The 14,866-nt window shown below is 76.0% G+C and carries 15 protein-coding genes and 1 pseudogene; 4 read left to right on the top strand and 12 right to left on the bottom strand.

Annotation, left to right across the window (positions count from 1 at the left end):
• Window positions 1–31: 31 nt before the first annotated feature.
• The 3 genes from ACIQCH_RS14935 to ACIQCH_RS14925 all read right to left on the bottom strand — a co-directional run bounded on the left by ACIQCH_RS14935 (window position 32) and on the right by ACIQCH_RS14925 (window position 1,958).
• On the bottom strand, window positions 32–448 hold the full coding sequence (locus ACIQCH_RS14935) for a VOC family protein (RefSeq protein ID WP_402581083.1): 417 nt from the start codon (window positions 446–448) through the stop codon (window positions 32–34).
• A gap of 99 nt (window positions 449–547) precedes the next feature.
• A complete protein-coding gene (locus tag ACIQCH_RS14930; protein WP_402581082.1) occupies window positions 548–946 on the bottom strand; it encodes a helix-turn-helix domain-containing protein in 399 nt (132 codons plus the stop codon).
• 91 nt (window positions 947–1,037) lie between these two features.
• Window positions 1,038–1,958, bottom strand: coding sequence for a class I SAM-dependent methyltransferase (locus tag ACIQCH_RS14925; protein ID WP_402581081.1), 921 nt, complete (start codon window positions 1,956–1,958; stop codon window positions 1,038–1,040).
• 83 nt (window positions 1,959–2,041) lie between these two features.
• Here ACIQCH_RS14925 and ACIQCH_RS14920 point away from each other — a divergent pair, with 83 nt between their 5' ends.
• The gene (locus tag ACIQCH_RS14920) at window positions 2,042–2,632 is read left to right on the top strand and encodes a TetR/AcrR family transcriptional regulator (protein ID WP_402581080.1); all 591 of its coding nucleotides are present in this window, start codon (window positions 2,042–2,044) and stop codon (window positions 2,630–2,632) included.
• On the opposite strand, the gene ACIQCH_RS14915 is transcribed toward ACIQCH_RS14920, so the two are convergent.
• The 6 genes and pseudogenes from ACIQCH_RS14915 to ACIQCH_RS14890 all read right to left on the bottom strand — a co-directional run bounded on the left by ACIQCH_RS14915 (window position 2,601) and on the right by ACIQCH_RS14890 (window position 8,216).
• Window positions 2,601–2,849 carry a hypothetical protein gene (locus ACIQCH_RS14915; protein ID WP_402581079.1) on the bottom strand — a complete coding sequence of 83 codons (249 nt, stop codon included), beginning with the start codon at window positions 2,847–2,849 and terminating at the stop codon, window positions 2,601–2,603. The two genes, ACIQCH_RS14920 and ACIQCH_RS14915, sit on opposite strands and share 32 nt — an antisense overlap.
• Complete coding sequence (locus tag ACIQCH_RS14910; RefSeq protein WP_402581078.1) at window positions 2,846–4,393, bottom strand: hypothetical protein; 1,548 nt, start codon at window positions 4,391–4,393, stop codon at window positions 2,846–2,848. Before ACIQCH_RS14910 ends, ACIQCH_RS14915 begins: the two co-directional genes overlap by 4 nt.
• 46 nt (window positions 4,394–4,439) lie before the next feature.
• Window positions 4,440–4,952: a DinB family protein gene (locus ACIQCH_RS14905; protein ID WP_402581145.1), complete on the bottom strand. Its 513-nt coding sequence runs from the start codon at window positions 4,950–4,952 to the stop codon at window positions 4,440–4,442.
• 69 nt (window positions 4,953–5,021) lie between these two features.
• A pseudogene (locus ACIQCH_RS14900) lies at window positions 5,022–5,780 on the bottom strand (hypothetical protein); the annotation flags it as partial.
• A gap of 86 nt (window positions 5,781–5,866) precedes the next feature.
• Entirely contained in the window at window positions 5,867–6,469 is a 603-nt protein-coding gene (locus ACIQCH_RS14895; RefSeq protein WP_402581077.1) for a histidine phosphatase family protein, read from the bottom strand.
• Between the two features lie 319 nt (window positions 6,470–6,788).
• Entirely contained in the window at window positions 6,789–8,216 is a 1,428-nt protein-coding gene (locus ACIQCH_RS14890) for a PLP-dependent aminotransferase family protein (RefSeq protein WP_402581076.1), read from the bottom strand.
• Between ACIQCH_RS14890 and ACIQCH_RS14885 the strand changes: the two genes are divergently transcribed.
• Both ACIQCH_RS14885 and ACIQCH_RS14880 read left to right on the top strand, forming a co-directional pair.
• Window positions 8,215–9,183, top strand: a complete 969-nt coding sequence (locus ACIQCH_RS14885; protein ID WP_402581075.1) for a DMT family transporter — start codon at window positions 8,215–8,217, stop codon at window positions 9,181–9,183. The genes ACIQCH_RS14890 and ACIQCH_RS14885 overlap by 2 nt on opposite strands.
• A 91-nt stretch (window positions 9,184–9,274) precedes the next feature.
• A complete protein-coding gene (locus tag ACIQCH_RS14880; protein ID WP_402581074.1) occupies window positions 9,275–9,475 on the top strand; it encodes a DUF1918 domain-containing protein in 201 nt (66 codons plus the stop codon).
• Between the two features lie 69 nt (window positions 9,476–9,544).
• On the opposite strand, the gene ACIQCH_RS14875 is transcribed toward ACIQCH_RS14880, so the two are convergent.
• Window positions 9,545–10,822 (bottom strand): glycoside hydrolase family 10 protein, encoded by a 1,278-nt coding sequence (locus ACIQCH_RS14875; RefSeq protein ID WP_402581073.1) that lies wholly within the window; start codon window positions 10,820–10,822, stop codon window positions 9,545–9,547.
• 227 nt (window positions 10,823–11,049) lie between these two features.
• Between ACIQCH_RS14875 and ACIQCH_RS14870 the strand changes: the two genes are divergently transcribed.
• Window positions 11,050–11,868 (top strand): 3-hydroxybutyryl-CoA dehydrogenase, encoded by an 819-nt coding sequence (locus tag ACIQCH_RS14870; RefSeq protein WP_402581144.1) that lies wholly within the window; start codon window positions 11,050–11,052, stop codon window positions 11,866–11,868.
• A gap of 51 nt (window positions 11,869–11,919) precedes the next feature.
• Here the strand turns inward: ACIQCH_RS14870 and ACIQCH_RS14865 are convergent, their stop codons facing one another.
• Window positions 11,920–13,305, bottom strand: coding sequence for a transcriptional regulator (locus ACIQCH_RS14865; protein WP_402581072.1), 1,386 nt, complete (start codon window positions 13,303–13,305; stop codon window positions 11,920–11,922).
• 186 nt (window positions 13,306–13,491) lie between these two features.
• Window positions 13,492–14,661, bottom strand: a complete 1,170-nt coding sequence (locus ACIQCH_RS14860; protein ID WP_402581071.1) for a PP2C family protein-serine/threonine phosphatase — start codon at window positions 14,659–14,661, stop codon at window positions 13,492–13,494.
• Between the last annotated feature and the right edge of the window lie 205 nt (window positions 14,662–14,866).

Genomic DNA, 14,866 nt, shown 5'->3' with positions numbered 1-14,866 from the left:
CCGGCCGTGAGCGGTCCACCGTATGCGGTCCTCAGCCCGTGCGGGGCTGGTTGAAGCGGAGCATGTTCCCCGCCGGGTCGCGGAAGGCGCAGTCGCGGACGCCGTACGGCTGGTCGATCGGCTCCTGCAGCACCTCCCCGCCGGCGGCGCGGATCCGTTCGAAGGTGGCGTCCACGTCGTCGGTGGAGAAGATCACGCCGCGGAGGTGGCCCTTGGCCAGCAGCTCCGCCATCGCCCGCCGGTCGGCCGGGGAGGCGCCCGGGTCGGCGAGCGGCGGCTCGAGGACGATCTCCACGTCCGGCTGGTCGGGGGACCCGACGGTCACCCAGCGCATCCCCTCAAACCCGACGTCGTTGCGCACCTCCAGGCCGAGGACGTCCCGGTAGAAGGCGAGCGCCTTGTCGTGGTCGTCGACCGCGATGAAGCACTGGGACAGCTTGACGTTCATGCCCTCGACGCTACGAGCCGCGCGCCGATCCCGCTTCCTGCCGTGCCGACCGGTCGGCGGGCGGGGCCGCGGCGGGTCGTGCGGCCCGGCGGCGGTCGGTCAGCCGCCGGCCCGGACCGGCCGGGTGTGGATCTTGGCGACGCAGGCGGGGATCGGGGCGCCGGCCGCGTGGCAGCGGGCCCGGTAGGCGCTCGGGGTCTCGCCGACCAGTTCGGTGAAACGCGAGCTGAACGAGCCCAGCGACGTACAACCGACCGCGAAGCACACTTCGGTGACGCTGAGGTCGCCGCGCCGCAGCAGCGCCTTGGCGCGCTCGACGCGGCGGGTCATCAGGTAGCTGTACGGCGTCTCGCCGAAGGCGGTGCGGAAGCTGCGGGAGAAGTGCCCCGGGGACATCAGTGCGACGGCCGCCAGGGCAGGCACGTCCAGTGGTTCCGCGTAGTCGCGGTCCATGGTGTCCCGCGCACGCCGCAACCGCTTCAGGTCCTCCAAGCCCATGTCCCCCAGCATGGCACGGCGCACTGACAGCGGCCGACGACCGCCACGGGGTCGCTGCCGCCACGGGGCCCTGCCGGCGAGGGGTCGGCCGTCAGCGGAGGCGGGCGGCGGTGACGGAGAGCGTGGTGTACCGCGCGGTGAACGAGCCGCCGAGGGCGTCGACGGCGGTGCCCACGGCATCGAGGAGCCCGGCGAGGCGGTCGGCGGGGAGGCGGGTGAAGGCGCCCAGCGTCGGCAGCTGGTCGAGCCACGCCTCACGCGTGTACGTCCACTCCCACGCGTCCCGCCCGCGCTCCGGCGTCCCGAAGGAGCCCGCGGCGCCCAGGCCCTCGACGGTCCGGTCGAGGACCTTCGCGTAGGCCTGTTCGCCCTGCTCCGTGAGGGCGCGGGGGTCGAACGGCAGGTCCGGGAGGAGGCGGGCGTACACGGCGCCGAAGGCCTCCGCGGCGGCGGGCGGCAGCCGCAGGGCGTTCCAGAACGCGGCGAACCGGCCTCCGGGGCGCAGCACGGCGGCCGCCTTGGCCGCGCCGGCCGCCGGGTCGATCCAGTGCCAGGCCTGGGCGGCGACGACCGCGTCGAAGGTGCGGCCGGCCGGGTCCCAGTCCTCGAACGTCGCCGTCTCCGTCCGGACGCCGAGGCGCTCGGCGACGGCGGCCATCCGGGCGTCGGGCTCGACGCCGAGCACGCGGCAGCCGGCGGCCCGGAACTGGCGGGCCGCGATCCCGGTGCCGGAGCCGACGTCGAGCACGGTGGGCGGGGTGTCCGCCGGACCGCTGCCGGCCGGCGGCGCGGTCGCGGCGCCCGGCGCGGCCGGCGCGGCCGGCGGGGCGGCGGGCGGGACGCGGTCGGCCGCGGCGGCGGTCACCCGGGCGACCAACCCGTCGGGGTAGCGCGGACGGGCGCGCTCGTAGCGCTTGGCGTCGCCTCCGAAGGACTCGGCGACGTCGCGTCGGCGGTGCGATCCGTGCTGCTGCGGGGTGGGGTCGGGTTCTCCCGACGCTAAGGTGGGCATGTGCCCACTATGAGTGGGCACATGCCCACTGGTCAACGGCCGACGGCCGACATCCGTCGGCCACGGGTCTTCGGGAGGACTCCATGGCACCCACCGGCGTGGCGCTCCAGGACGTGCGCGCGCAGCTCTTCGCCGCCGCCGACCGCGTCCTGCTGCGGGACGGCCCCAGTGCGCTGACCAGCCGCGCCGTCACCACGGAGGCGGGCTGCGCCAAGGGGGTCCTGCACCGGCACTTCGCGGACTTCGACGCGTTCCTGGCGGAGCTGGTGACGGACCGGGTCGCCCGCGTCGATGCGCAGGGGGCGGCCATGTGCGCCGCGGCGGGGACCGGCACGGTCGCGGGGAACCTCGCGGCCTTCCTGACGGACCTCTTCACGTCGGTCGCGGTGGCCGTCGTGGGCCTGGTGACCTCCCGGGACGCCCTCCGGGCCCGGCTGCGCGCGGCGCGCCCGACCGGTGTCCCGGTGCTGGCGGAGGCCGCCGCGGCCATCGCCGCCTATCTGGCCGCCGAGCGCGCCCTGGGCCGCCTCGCCCCCGAGGCCGAGGCCGAGGCCCTCGCCCCCACCCTGATCGGCGCCGCCCACCTCCTCTTCGCCGACCGCACGGGCACCCCGCCGACCCCCGGGGCCGTCGCCCGGGCCGTCACGTCGGTCGTCGGCCCGGTCCTGCGCTGACCCCGCGCCGCCGCGGTGCGGCGGCGCGGGCGTCAACGGCGTCAGCGACCCCGAGGCGGCCGAGGGAGGCCGCCAGGCAGAGCGGCGTGGTCTCGTGGTACTCCCCCAGCGGCAGACGGGGGTCCTCGCCCGCCCGGACCAGGGCGCGCACGGCGTCCGCCCGGCCCGCGCGGACGGCCGCCTCCAGCGGGGCGGCGCCGGCGTCCGGGCCGGTCACGGCAGGAGGGTGCGCATCGTCGCCGGCGGAAGGGCGGGGTTGCGGGCGGCGGCTTCGACGGTCACGGCATCGGGGTGGTCGAGCAGCGGGAGCAGGTCGCCGACCGCGAGCGCGGGGTGGGCGGCGGCGAGGCGGCGGGTGTCGTCGTACGCGATGCAGGTGCGCAGGGCCGCCGCCGTGGCCCGGGGGTGGCGGGCCACCTCCCGACGGGCCTTGTTCACCGGCGGCGCGTACGCTGCCAGGGCCTCCAGCAGCTCCGGAGGGGTCTCCGGGTTGCCCGCGATCCGGGCCGCGACCTGCACGCCGTGGCGGTCGAGCGCGGCCCGCAACTGTGCCTCCGACAGACCCGGATGGCGGGCGGCCGACTTGGCCACCTTGGGGTCGGGGTCCGCGACCAGGGCGTCGCGGACCGGTCCGGGCAGGTCCCCGCGCGCGGCGACGAGCATGCGCAACAGGGGGTCGCGGTGCGCGGCCAGCAGGGCGACCTCGTCGGCCGTGGCCGCCGCGATCCGGGGCAGCACGGTCGACCCGATCCGCGTCGTGGCGACGAGCGGGCCGAGGGCGTCGAGGGGGATGCGCGGGTGCCGGGCGGCGTCGCGCCGCACGTCGGGGTCCGCGTCCCGGGCGAGCCGGCGGAGCAGCGGTTCCGCGATCGCCGGGTTGGCGGCCAGGTCGCCGCGGACCCAGCTCTCCGGGGCGTCGGCGAGGTCCTCGTACGCCCGTTGCGGCAGGTCCTCGCGGCCGGCGAGCGCCCTGCGCACCAGGTAGCCGGGATGGCCGACGAACCGGGCGGCCGCGTCGGCCGGCAGCGCGGGGTTGCCCAGGGCCTGCACGCACAGGTCGGCGGCGGCCGACTCGTGCGCGCCGTCGGTGCAGTCCCGCCAGCCCGGGTCGGCGCCGGGCGCCCCGCAGTCCGGCTGGTGGTAGCGGCCGGCGTCCGTTTCGTCACAGGCCATGCAGCGCTCGGCCGGGGCGGCACCGCGGCCGAGGAGCAGGTCGGCCAGTACCGCGGGCGGGGTGGCCGGGTTGGCCGCGACGGCGCTCCGGACCTCCGCGTGCGGGTACCGGGCCAGCCGGGCGAGCAGCGGTGCGCGCTCGGGCGGGGCCGAGAGGGCGAGCTTCGTGACGACGCACGCGTCCCGGTCGGCGGCGAGGAGGTCGACCACGTCGTCCGGCAGCCCGCGGCACTCGGCGAGCCGCTCGCGGCGCTCCACGGACGGGTCGGCCACCAGCACCCGGGCCCATGCGGTCCGGCTCCCCCACTCGTCCATCAGGGCCAGGGCGGTGTCGGGCCGCACGGCCGGGTCGATGTCCTCGGCGGTCAGCAGGCCGCGGCGGGCCAGGCACTGGGCGACCGTGTCACCGTCGTCGAGGAAGGCCGCGAGGGCGAGGACCTGGGGGCGCGTGAGGTCGTCGCGGTCGGCCAGCTGGTACGCGAGCCAGGAGTTCCCCGGCGTCGCCGCGGCGAGCAGCGGACCGAACAGCTCGGGCGGCAGCGCCGGGTTGGCCGCCAGCCCCCACAGGACCGGGCTCTCGCCCGTCACCGGGCCGCCCCGGCGCGGACGGGGGCCGCGGGAGCCACGGGGGGCGTCATTCCCCCACCGCCCCGTCGATCGCCTCGCGCAGCAGGTCGGCGTGGCCGTTGTGGCGGGCGTACTCCTCGATCATGTGGGTCACGACGTAGCGCAGCGCGTAGGTCTCACCGCGGAAGACGACGGTGTCGTCCAGGCTCGGCACGGCCGCCGCGGCCGCCCGCGAGCGGTCGCACTCGGCGTGCCAGAACGCGAACGCCTCCTCGACGTCGGCGTCCTCGACGTGGAAGTCGGCGAACTCCCCGTTCACGCGCGGCCACAGCGCCCCGCGCCCCTCGCCGCGCACCACGTTCGCGAACCAGCCGCGCTCCACCTCCGCCGCGTGCCGGACCAGGCCGAGCAGCGAGAGTCCCGAGGTCGGCACCGCCTTCAGCCGGAGCTGATCGGGGGTGAGGCCCGAGCACTTCCACGCCAGGGTGGCGCGCTGGTAGTCGAGGAAGGCGGTGAGGGACTCCCGGTCGCCGGCCGTGACGGACGGCGCGACGCGCGCCGCGGCGGCCGCACCCGGCACCACGGCCGCCGCGTCGGTCGCCACGGGCTCCGTCTCCCCCTCGGGGGCGGCGCCCGTCTCCGGGTCCTCGAGCGGGTGCCGGACCCACACGTTGGGCTCGACGTAGACGGCGTACCCCAGGTCCGGCTCGCAGTGCACCGGCACCAGGGCCTTGGGCACGACGACCGGGCCCCGCGTGTCGAAGGGCAGGCCCGTCCACGACCGCCACTCCTCCAGTGAGCCGCTGACCGTCATGGAGGCCGGGCAGACCTTCTCGACGACGCCGCCCGCGCGCACGTGGACGCGCAGCCACGGGTCGTGCGGCAGGCCGTCGAGCCGGGTGCGCAGCACGTACTCCTCGATGGGCGTCCCGGGTTCGAGGTGCTTGGCATTGGGGCGCAGCGGGGCGACCACCTCGCGGAAGCCGCGGGCCTTGGCGTTGGCGCGCATCGCCGCGAGCATGCGGCCCGAGAGCGCCTTGCCCTGGTGGTCGGCGTGGATGTTGATCTCGATGGCGCTGACGGTGTCGGGGGCGACGCCGTGCCGCAGGTCCGAGAAGGCCCACATCAGCACCTGGTCCCAGCCACGCGGGGGCAGTTCGCCGCGGCCCTCTTTGTGGAGGGCGAACGGCACGCTGAAGGCACGGGCGATCACCGCGCCCGTGCCGTCCGTGGCGACGAGGACGTACTCGGGCAGCTCGGCGGCGATCCGGCCCATCAGCATCCACCCGACCGGGTCGTGCATCGTGAACTCGGGCCAGGTGTCCTTCATGCCCCACATCTCGTCGCGCAGCTCGGGGCGCTCGGCGAGGGTGGTGATGTGCAGGTGCTGCTCTCGTACGTCGTCCATGGGGGCAAACTAGCCAGCGCCGTACGCTTGTTCCAAGCGATTTCCGTGCAGGTCAGCCGGTGCTCCGGGTGCCACGTCCCGGTACGTCACGCGGCCGCCCGGAGCGACATCTGCCAGCATCCGGCCCAGCCGGTGAGGGTGACCGCGGCGAGCGGTCGGACGTCCACGTTCCAGTAGGTCAGCGGCGGCACCTTGAGTGCGTACACCAGCGCGGCCCGCACCACCGAGGGCTCGGCCACCGCGACGATCGCGCCGTCGCCGGCGGTGCGCTGGTCGGTGTGGACGAAGTACAGGGCGCGGGTGTCGAGCCAGCCCCCGACCCGCGTGATGAAGTCCGTGAGGGACTCGCCGCCGTGCGGGGCCGCCAGCGGGTCGGCGAGCCAGGCGTCCACCGCGGCGGGCTCGCGGGCCGCGACCTCGCCCAGGGTCAGGCCCCGCCAACGACCCATGTCGCACTCGCGCAGGGCCGGCTGCGCGAGCGGGGCGTAACCGAGCGCCTCCCCGGTGGCGCGGCTGCGCGGCGTCGGGGAGCAGTAGCGCAGCTCGGCGGCGCCGAGCGGCACGAGGCCGTGGGCGGCCACCGCCACGTCCTGCCACCCGTTCCGGTCGAGCGGGCGGTCGTCGTCGAAGCGCTCGGCGAGCAGCGGGGCACTGCGGGCTGCCGCGACGAGCGTGACCCGAACATGCATGCGGTGATGGTGGGGCTCGCCGGGCCGCGGGTCAAGGTGTTGGTGCGTCCTGGTGGCACGTGACCTTCGCACGTGGCCCTGTCACGCTGCGCGCTTCGGGGGCGGGGCGGGGGCTTCGGGGGGCTCGCTTCGGGGGGCTCGCTTCGGGGGCGGGTCCCGTGGTGTGTGGGTCCCCTCGGCGCTTGACCCGGCAGGGCCTGCCGCCGGACCAGCCTGCCCCACCGCCTCAAGCGCCTCCCCCACACACCACGGGACCCGCCAGGCACAGCCAAGAATCCGGCAGCCCGGACGGGTGAGATGGCTGCCCGCGGGCTTGCCCTCACGACCCCCCGCACCCCGCCAGCCGCCGCACCGCCTCCGCCAGCTCCGTCGGGCCCGCCACGCCGGCGAAGCTCAGCCGGACGTGCGGGCCGGGCGGTTCGGCGCTGAAGTACGGGCGGCCCGGCGCGACCGCGACGCCGGCGCGCAGCGCGGCGGCGACGAAGGCGGCCTCGTCGGTGCCCTCGGGCAGCCGGCACCACAACTGGTAGCCGCCGGACGGCAGGTGGGCCGGGGCCAGGCCGGGCAGCTCCCGGCGCAGGGCCGCCGCCAGAACCTCGCGGCGCTCGCGCAGGGCGGTGGCGACGGCGCGCAGGTGGGGGGGCCAGGCGGGGGCGCCGACCAGTTCCAGGGCCGCCTCCTGCAGCGGCCGCGGCACGAAGAAGCTGTCCACCACCTGGATCGCGCGCAGCCGCTCCAGCACCGGGCCGCGCGCGGCCAGCGCCCCCACCCGCAGGCTCGGCGAGGTGGCCTTGGTCAGCGACCGGACGTGCACCACCACGCCGTCCGGGTCGTCGGCGGCCATCGGCACCGGCAGCGGCCCGCCGTCGTCGTGCCCCATGTAGCGGGCGTAGTCGTCCTCGACGACGAACGCCCCGGCGGCCCGGGCGATCCGCAGCACCTCGGCGCGGCGACCGGGGGCGAGGACCGCGCCGGTGGGGTTCTGGAAGAGGGGCTGGCAGACGAACGCCCGGGCCCCGGTGGCGCGGAAGGCCTTCTCCAGCAGGTCGGGACGCACCCCGTCGGCGTCACCCGGCACCGGCACCGGGCGCATCCCGGAGGCGCGGGCGATGGAGAGCATGCCGGGGTACGTGGGCGACTCCACGAGCACCGCGGCGCCGGGTGCGGCCAGCGCGCGCAGGGCCGTGGTCAGCGCGCTCTGGCCGCCGGCGGTGACCAGGACGTCCGCCGCGGTGACGGAGCCGCCGATCTCGCGGGCGAACCAGGCGCGCAGCTCGGTGAGCCCCTCCAGCGGGGGGCGCCCCCAGGCGCCCGGCCGCCGCCCGGCGCGGGTGAGGGCGGCCGCCATGGCGCGCTCGGGCTGCAGCGAGTGGTGCAGGTAGCCGCCGTTCAGCTCGATGACCCCGGGCGGCGGGGCGGTCAGGCTGGCCAGCACCCCGGACGCGTCCACCGAGCGCGGCACCGCGTCACCGGGTCCCTCGGCGCTGAGCGTGAGCTCCTGCCAGGAGGTGTCGCCGGCGACGGCGTCCTGCTCCCGCGGAGCGGCCCGGAACACCCCGGCTCCGGGCCGGGTGACGACCAGGCCCTCGGCGGCCAGCTGCGCCAGGGCCCGCGAGACGGTGACCGGGCTGACCCGGAAGCGCTCGACGAGGGCCCGACTGGACGGCAGCTTTCCATCTACTGGATAGCGGTCGAGCTCAGAACGAAGGCTTTCTGCCAGCTCAGTCACGCTGCTACGCTGTTGCATGAGAGCACAGAATAGCGCTACTACCGTTCCGACGATAGCGGTTACCAGTGACTCCGGCATCGGGAGCGGCGGCGGCGCCACCGTTACGGCCCCCGGGGCCGTCACCCCGCGCCGGACCCTCTCCCCCGGCACGGCCCTCGCCTCGCTCGGCGTGCTCACCTTCTCGCTCACCTTCCCCGCCACGGCGTGGGGCCTGGAGAGCTTCGGCCCCTGGTCCCTCGTGGCGGTCCGCAGCGTGCTGGCCGCCCTCATCGCGGCCGGGTTCCTGCTGGCGCTGCGCGTCCGGCTGCCCGACCGCGCCCACTGGGCCGGCCTCGCCGTGGTCGGCGGTGGCGTGGTCGTCGGCTTCCCGCTGCTCACCACCCTCGCGCTGCAGACCTCCACGACCTCGCACGCGGCGGTGGTCGTGGGCCTGCTCCCGCTGACCACGGCCGTGTTCTCCAGCCTGCGGGGCGGCACGCGCCCCTCCCGGACGTTCTGGACCGCGGCCGTCGCCGGCGCCGCCGTGGTCATCGGTTTCACCCTCCAGCAGAGCGGCGGCGCGCTCTCGACCGGCGACGCGTACCTCTTCGGCGCGCTGCTGGTGTGTGCCGCCGGCTACACCGAGGGCGGCCGGCTGGCCCGTACGATGCCGGGCTGGCAGGTCATCGGCTGGGCGCTGGTGCTGTGCCTGCCGCTGACCGCGGTCGGCGCCGCGGTCGGCCTGGCGTACGAGCCGGTGCACCTGACCGCCCACGGCCTGGCCGGGCTGGTCTGGGTCGCGGCCGGCTCGACGTTCCTCGGCCTGTACGTCTGGTACCGCGGCATGGCGGAGATCGGCGCGGCCCGGGCGAGCCAGCTCCAGCTCGCCCAGCCGCTCCTGACCCTCGTGTGGTCGGTGACCCTGCTCGGCGAGCGGCTGACCCCGGCCGCCCCGGCCGCCGCCGCGGCCGTCCTCGTCTGCATCGCGGTCACCCAGCGGGCCTGATACCGGGCGAACACGACCCGACAGGCTCAACAGCGGCGAATCGCCGTAAACTGCAGTCACCGCTAACGACCGGCTCCGAGGAGGCAAGCAGATGCGAGCGACCGAGGGCGACCAGCTGGTGCAGCACGGCAGGATCGTGGGCCAGCACGACCGGGTGGGCGAGATCACCCAGGTCCTGGGAGAGAACGGCAGCCCGCCGTACCGCGTCCGCTTCCAGGACGGGCACGAGGCCGTGATGTCTCCGGGACCCGACTGCGTGGTCAAGCACCCACCCACCGAGCCGCGCTACTGACCCGTGCGCCGTACCGCTGACGGCGACCGCGGGCACCGCCCGCGGAGGCGGCACCGACGCGGGTGACCGTCAGCGGGGCGGCACCGCCGTGGGGTAGTGGTCGGCGACGACCCTCGCCATGGCACCCAAGGGGTCCGTGGCCACCTGCTTCCCCGAGAAGTAGACGTGGCCGCGGACCTCCGCGTACCGGGCCGCGTACGTCAGGTGCCGGGACAGCTCGTCCACCTTCCGCCAGGCCGCCGTCTCGCTCTCCGGGTCGCACCGGTACAGCGCCTCGCCGACGTACAGGTCCGCCCCCGATCCCCGGACCGTCTCGGCCCACCAGGTCGCGAGCGTGACGTAGTCCACGGTGGGGTGTCCGATGTGCCAGTAGAGCTGGGGCACGACGTAGTCGAGCCAGCCCTGCTCGATCCAGAGCCGGGTGTCCGCGTACAGGTCGTCGTACGAGCACAGGCTCGGCCCGTTCGGCGAGCCGAGCGGGTCCTGGTCCCGGGTGCGCCACACGCCGAACGGACTGATCCCGAACCGGGTGCCGGGCCGCACCCGCGCGATCCCCTCGCGCATCTCCCGCACCAGCGCGTTGACGTTGTCGCGGCGCCAGTCGCCGCGGGACGCGAAGGCCCCGCCGTACTCGTCGTACGCGTCGTCGTCGTCGAAGTACTCGTCGCTGACCGGGTACGGGTAGAAGTAGTCGTCCCAGTGCACCGCGTCCAGCGGGTAGCGGTCGACCGCGTCGAGCATCGCCTCCTGCACGAAGGCCCGCACCTCCGGCAGCCCGGGGTTGTAGTAGAGCCGCCCGCCGTACTCCACCGTCCACTCCGGGTACTCGCGCGCCGGGTGGCTCGCCGCCAGTCGCGAGGGGTCCGTGTGGTTGGCGATCCGGTACGGGTTGAACCAGGCGTGCAGCTCCAGCCCGCGCGCGTGCGCCTCGGCGACCGCCGTGCCCAGCGGGTCCCACCCCGGGTCCTTGCCCTGCGTGCCGGTGAGCCACTGCGACCAGGGCTCGTACTCCGAGGGCCACATCGCGTCGGCGGTCGGCCGCACCTGGAGGATCACCGCGTTGAGCCGTCGCCGCACCGCCGTGTCGAGGTACCCGATCAGCTCGCTGCGCTGCGCCGCCGCGCTCAGCCCGGCCCGCGACGGCCAGTCGATGTTCTCCACGGTCGCCAGCCACGCGCCCCGGAACTCCGGCGCCCCGTCCCGGTGGCGCCGCCGACCGCCCGGCTCCGCCGACGGCTCCGTACGCCCCGCCCGCGGCCCCGCGGCGGCGACCGCCTCCGCGCCCATCGCCGCGGCCGCCACCCCGGCCGCGCCCGCGAGCAGGCCCCGCCGCCCCATGTACGTCATGTGACACTCCCGTTCCGCAGAGTAACGACAGATCGTTCCCGCACAGCATGCCCGCCCCGCCCCTTCAGGGGGCGCAGCGGCGGGAGTAACGTCGTGGGGCGTGGCGGGCGCCGGAGAGCAGTGACACTGGCCCACGGGGGACCCGCCGAGGATGAGCACCGAAAGGGCACCAAGTGACGGACCTCCCTACCGACATCACCCGCGTCGGCGTAGTGGGCTGTGGCCAGATGGGCGCGGGCATCGCCGAGGTGTGCGCGCGCAGCGGTCTCGAGGTCAAGGTCGCCGAGACCACCGGCGAAGCCCTGGAGATCGGCCGCACCCGGCTGTACAACTCCCTGACCAAGGCCGCCGAGCGCGGCAAGATCACGGCCGAGGAGCGGGACTCCACCCTGGCCCGCCTCAGCTTCACCACCGACCTCGGCGAGTTCGCCGACCGCGACCTGGTCATCGAGGCCGTGGTCGAGAACGAGCAGGTCAAGACGGAGATCTTCCAGGTCCTCGACCAGGTGATCACCCGCCCGGACGCCATCCTGGCCTCCAACACCTCCTCGATCCCGCTCGTGAAGCTGGCCGTCGCGACCTCGCGCCCCGACCAGGTCATCGGCATCCACTTCTTCAACCCGGCCCCGGTGCAGAAGCTCGTCGAGCTCATCCCGGCGCTGACCACGAGCGAGGAGACGATCAAGCGCGCCGACGCGCTGGTCACCCAGGTGCTCGGCAAGCACCCGATCCGCGCCCAGGACCGTTCCGGCTTCGTGGTCAACGCGCTGCTGGTGCCCTACCTGCTCTCCGCGATCCGGATGTTCGAGTCGGGCATCGCCAGCCGCGAGGACATCGACAACGGCATGGAGTTCGGCTGCGCCCACCCGATGGGCCCGCTGAAGCTGGCCGACCTCATCGGCCTGGACACCATCGTCTCGATCGCCGACTCGATGTACACCGAGTACAAGGAGCCGCTGTACGCCGCTCCCCCGCTGCTGCAGCGCATGGTCGACGCGGGCCGGCTGGGCCGCAAGACGGGCTCCGGCTTCTACCCGTACGGCTGACCGGCGCGCGGGTGACGCCGCCGCCCGGACGGCGGCGTCACCCGGCCCGGATCACGACGTGCTCCACGTCCCGGCCGCCCACAGCGGCACCCGCAGCGCCTCGTCGATGAGCCCCGCCGCCTGCCGGGCCTCCGCGCCGCCGCTGGCCAGCAGGGCGGCCCGCGCGGTGCGCAGCCGGTCCCGCAGCCGCCGGGACTCCATCCCCCGCGCCCGCTCGGCCATTTCGGCCGCCGCCGCGCCCGCCCGGTCCACCTCCCCGCGCCGCAGCTCGACCGCGCACAGCATCGCCAGCCGGTGCACGCGGCCGCGGTCGTGGGCGGGGCTCGCCACGGCCGCCGCGGCGTGCGCGTGCGCGGCGGCCAGGTCCCCCAGGGCCAGCAGCGCCTCCGCCACCTGTACGTCCACCAGCCCGGGCTGTACGTAGCCGGTCTCGTCCGGTTCGCCGCCGGGCCGGATCCGCCCGGCGGCCTCCTCCGCCCGCCCGATGCAGGACAGCGCCGTCGGCCCGTCGCCGAGCCACGCGTAGGCCTTGGCCTGCATCGCGTACAGGTCGGCGGTGAGCGCCGGGGTGGTACGGGCGCCGGCGGCGCGCAGCGCGGCCTCCGCGAAGGCCACCGCCTGCCGGAACTCGCCCAGGTGCAGGGACTGGTTGACGAGCAGGGCGACGACGTACGCCCCGAGTCCGCGGTCGCCACTGGCCTTGGCCAGCCGCAGCGCCTGGTGGAAGTAGCGCTGGGCCAGGCCGTGGGCGTCCGAGTCGTACGCGCAGATGCCCGCGACCGCGACGAGCGACCCGACCGCCCGGTGCAGCCGGCGCCCCAGGTCGTCGGGGTAGCTGCCGCGCAGCAGCGGGGCGGTCTCGCTGCCCAGGAAGCGGACCACCCGGCCGCGGGTGGCCATCCCGCCGGCCCGCCGGTAGAGCAGCTCGTAGTGGGCCCGGGCGGCCCGCAGGACCTCGATGTGCTCGGGTCCGACGGGCGTGCCGCCGGCGGCCGCCGGGCAGGCGGGCCGGGCGACGTCCGCGTCTTCGGGCGGGTTCTCCCACTCCCACACGGGCATCACGGCCGGAGTGCCCGTCAGGGCGGCGGCGGCCAGGTGTTGGGGGCGGCCCTGGCCGTCGGAGCGCCACAGGGCGGTGGCCCGGTCCACGAAGCCGGCCAGCGGGGAGGGGCCCGGCTCGGCGGGGGTGCCGGGGACGCCCAGGCCGATGTCGTCGAGGGTGACGGTGCGGGCCAGCCGGGCGGCGAGCACCTCGCAGATCAGGTCGGGCACCTGGCCGCGCGGCCGCTGGCCCTTCAACCAGCGTGCCACGGCGGTGTGTTCGTACCGCAGTGCCAAACCCCGCGTCCGGCCCGCCTGGTTGACCCGGGCGGCGAGGCCGGCGTGCGAGATGCCCGCCTCCGCGAGGAGGGCGTCGAGCAGGCCGTTGGGCAGCATGGGCCCCTCCAAGAGCTCGTCGGAGCCAGCGTAGTGGGGCCGGGCTTCACACGGGGTGTGAACCGAGTGCGCGCATAAATGCGCGGCGCACTCTGCCGCGGAGGCCCCCGGGACCGGTTGACTGAAGCGCCTCGCCAAGAGGTAGCCAGGGCCGTCGGCTCCCCCTCGTACAGTGCGACGGCCCGACTACGCGCCGCCTGCCCTGCCGTCTGCCCGACACTCCGCGGCAGGGCGGGCGGCGCTCCACGACCGCCGCGCCAAGGCTCCGCTCTCGGGTCCTGTCAGGTCCCGTGCGGGGTCACTGCCCCGGCGCACCGCCTGCCCGCTCGGTTGCACGGGCACCAGGCGGCGGTCGTTGCGCACCACCAGCAGGGCGGCATCGTCGGCGAGCTGCCCGCTGGTGTGGCGCAGCAGAGCGGCGTGCACGCCCGCGACCAGGCCGGCGGGCGTGCCCGTCGCGCCGGCCGCCTCCCTCAGCACTCCGCCGAGGGGGAAGTGCCGGCCGGCCCGGTCACGGGCGTCGGCGACCCCGTCGGTGTGCAGGAACAGCGCCTCGCCGGGCAGCAGCACCCCGCACGGCCGCACCGGCAGCTCCGCCGGCAGCGGGAGCACGCCGAGCGGCGGCAGCGTCTCGCCGCCGGCCCAGGGTTCCGCGTGGCCGAGCGGGGTACCGGCCCGGCGGAGCCGGAACGGCCAGGGGTGGCCGCAGTTGAGGGCGCGCAGCACCCCGTCGGGGGCGATCTCCAGGACCAGGACGGTCACGAACTCCTCGGCCACCGCACCGGGTTGGGTTCCGTCCGGGGCGTCGGTGCGGGCCCGCTCGCGCAGGTGTCGCTGCAACGCCCGTTCCATGCGCCGCAGTACGCCGCCCAGGTCCCGCTCGTCGTACGCCGCCTCGCGGAAGCTGCCGAGCACCGCGGCGGCCGCGCCGAGCGCCGGCAGGCCGTGACCGCGGACGTCGCCGATCACCACGCGCACCCCGTACCGGGTCGGCAGCGCCGCGTAGAGGTCGCCGCCGAGCGTCACGCCGCGGCTGGCGGACACCTGGACGGCGGCCAGGGCGAGCCCCTCCATGCGGGGCGGCAGCGGGCGCAGCAGGGCCCGCTGGGCGGCTCCGGCGACCTCCTGGGCGCGCCGCAGCTCGGCGAGCACGCCCTGACGCAGGCACAGTGCCGCGACCGCGCCCAGGCCCAGGAAGGCGGCGCAGGTGGCCAGTCGGGTCAGTAACGGGGCGTGCAGCGCTTCGGGGGCGCCCACCTCCCACGCCACCGCGGCGAGCGCCCAGGCGGTCAGGCACGCCCGGCGCAGCGGGGGCAGGTCCCCGGTCAGCGGGCACCGCACCCTGAATCCCGTCACGTCGGCCTCCCCGGAGCCCTGAGGTAGAGGCCGTCTCGTGTCTGGGGCTCGCGTCGCCCCCGGGGCGCTGAAAGCCTGTGTGGGGACCCTCGGCTCTCGCCCGTCGCCCCGCGGCCGGAACGATTGTGTCGAGTGGCCGGATCCTGCCGAGACCCCTGCCGGCGGATCTCACCCGAATGAGTGAGGGGCCCACCCGAAACCTTCG

The organism is Streptomyces sp. NPDC093225 (assembly GCF_044753805.1).
In the GTDB taxonomy this organism is placed as follows: domain Bacteria; phylum Actinomycetota; class Actinomycetes; order Streptomycetales; family Streptomycetaceae; genus Streptomyces.
This window is presented reverse-complemented; position numbering and strand designations above follow the sequence as displayed.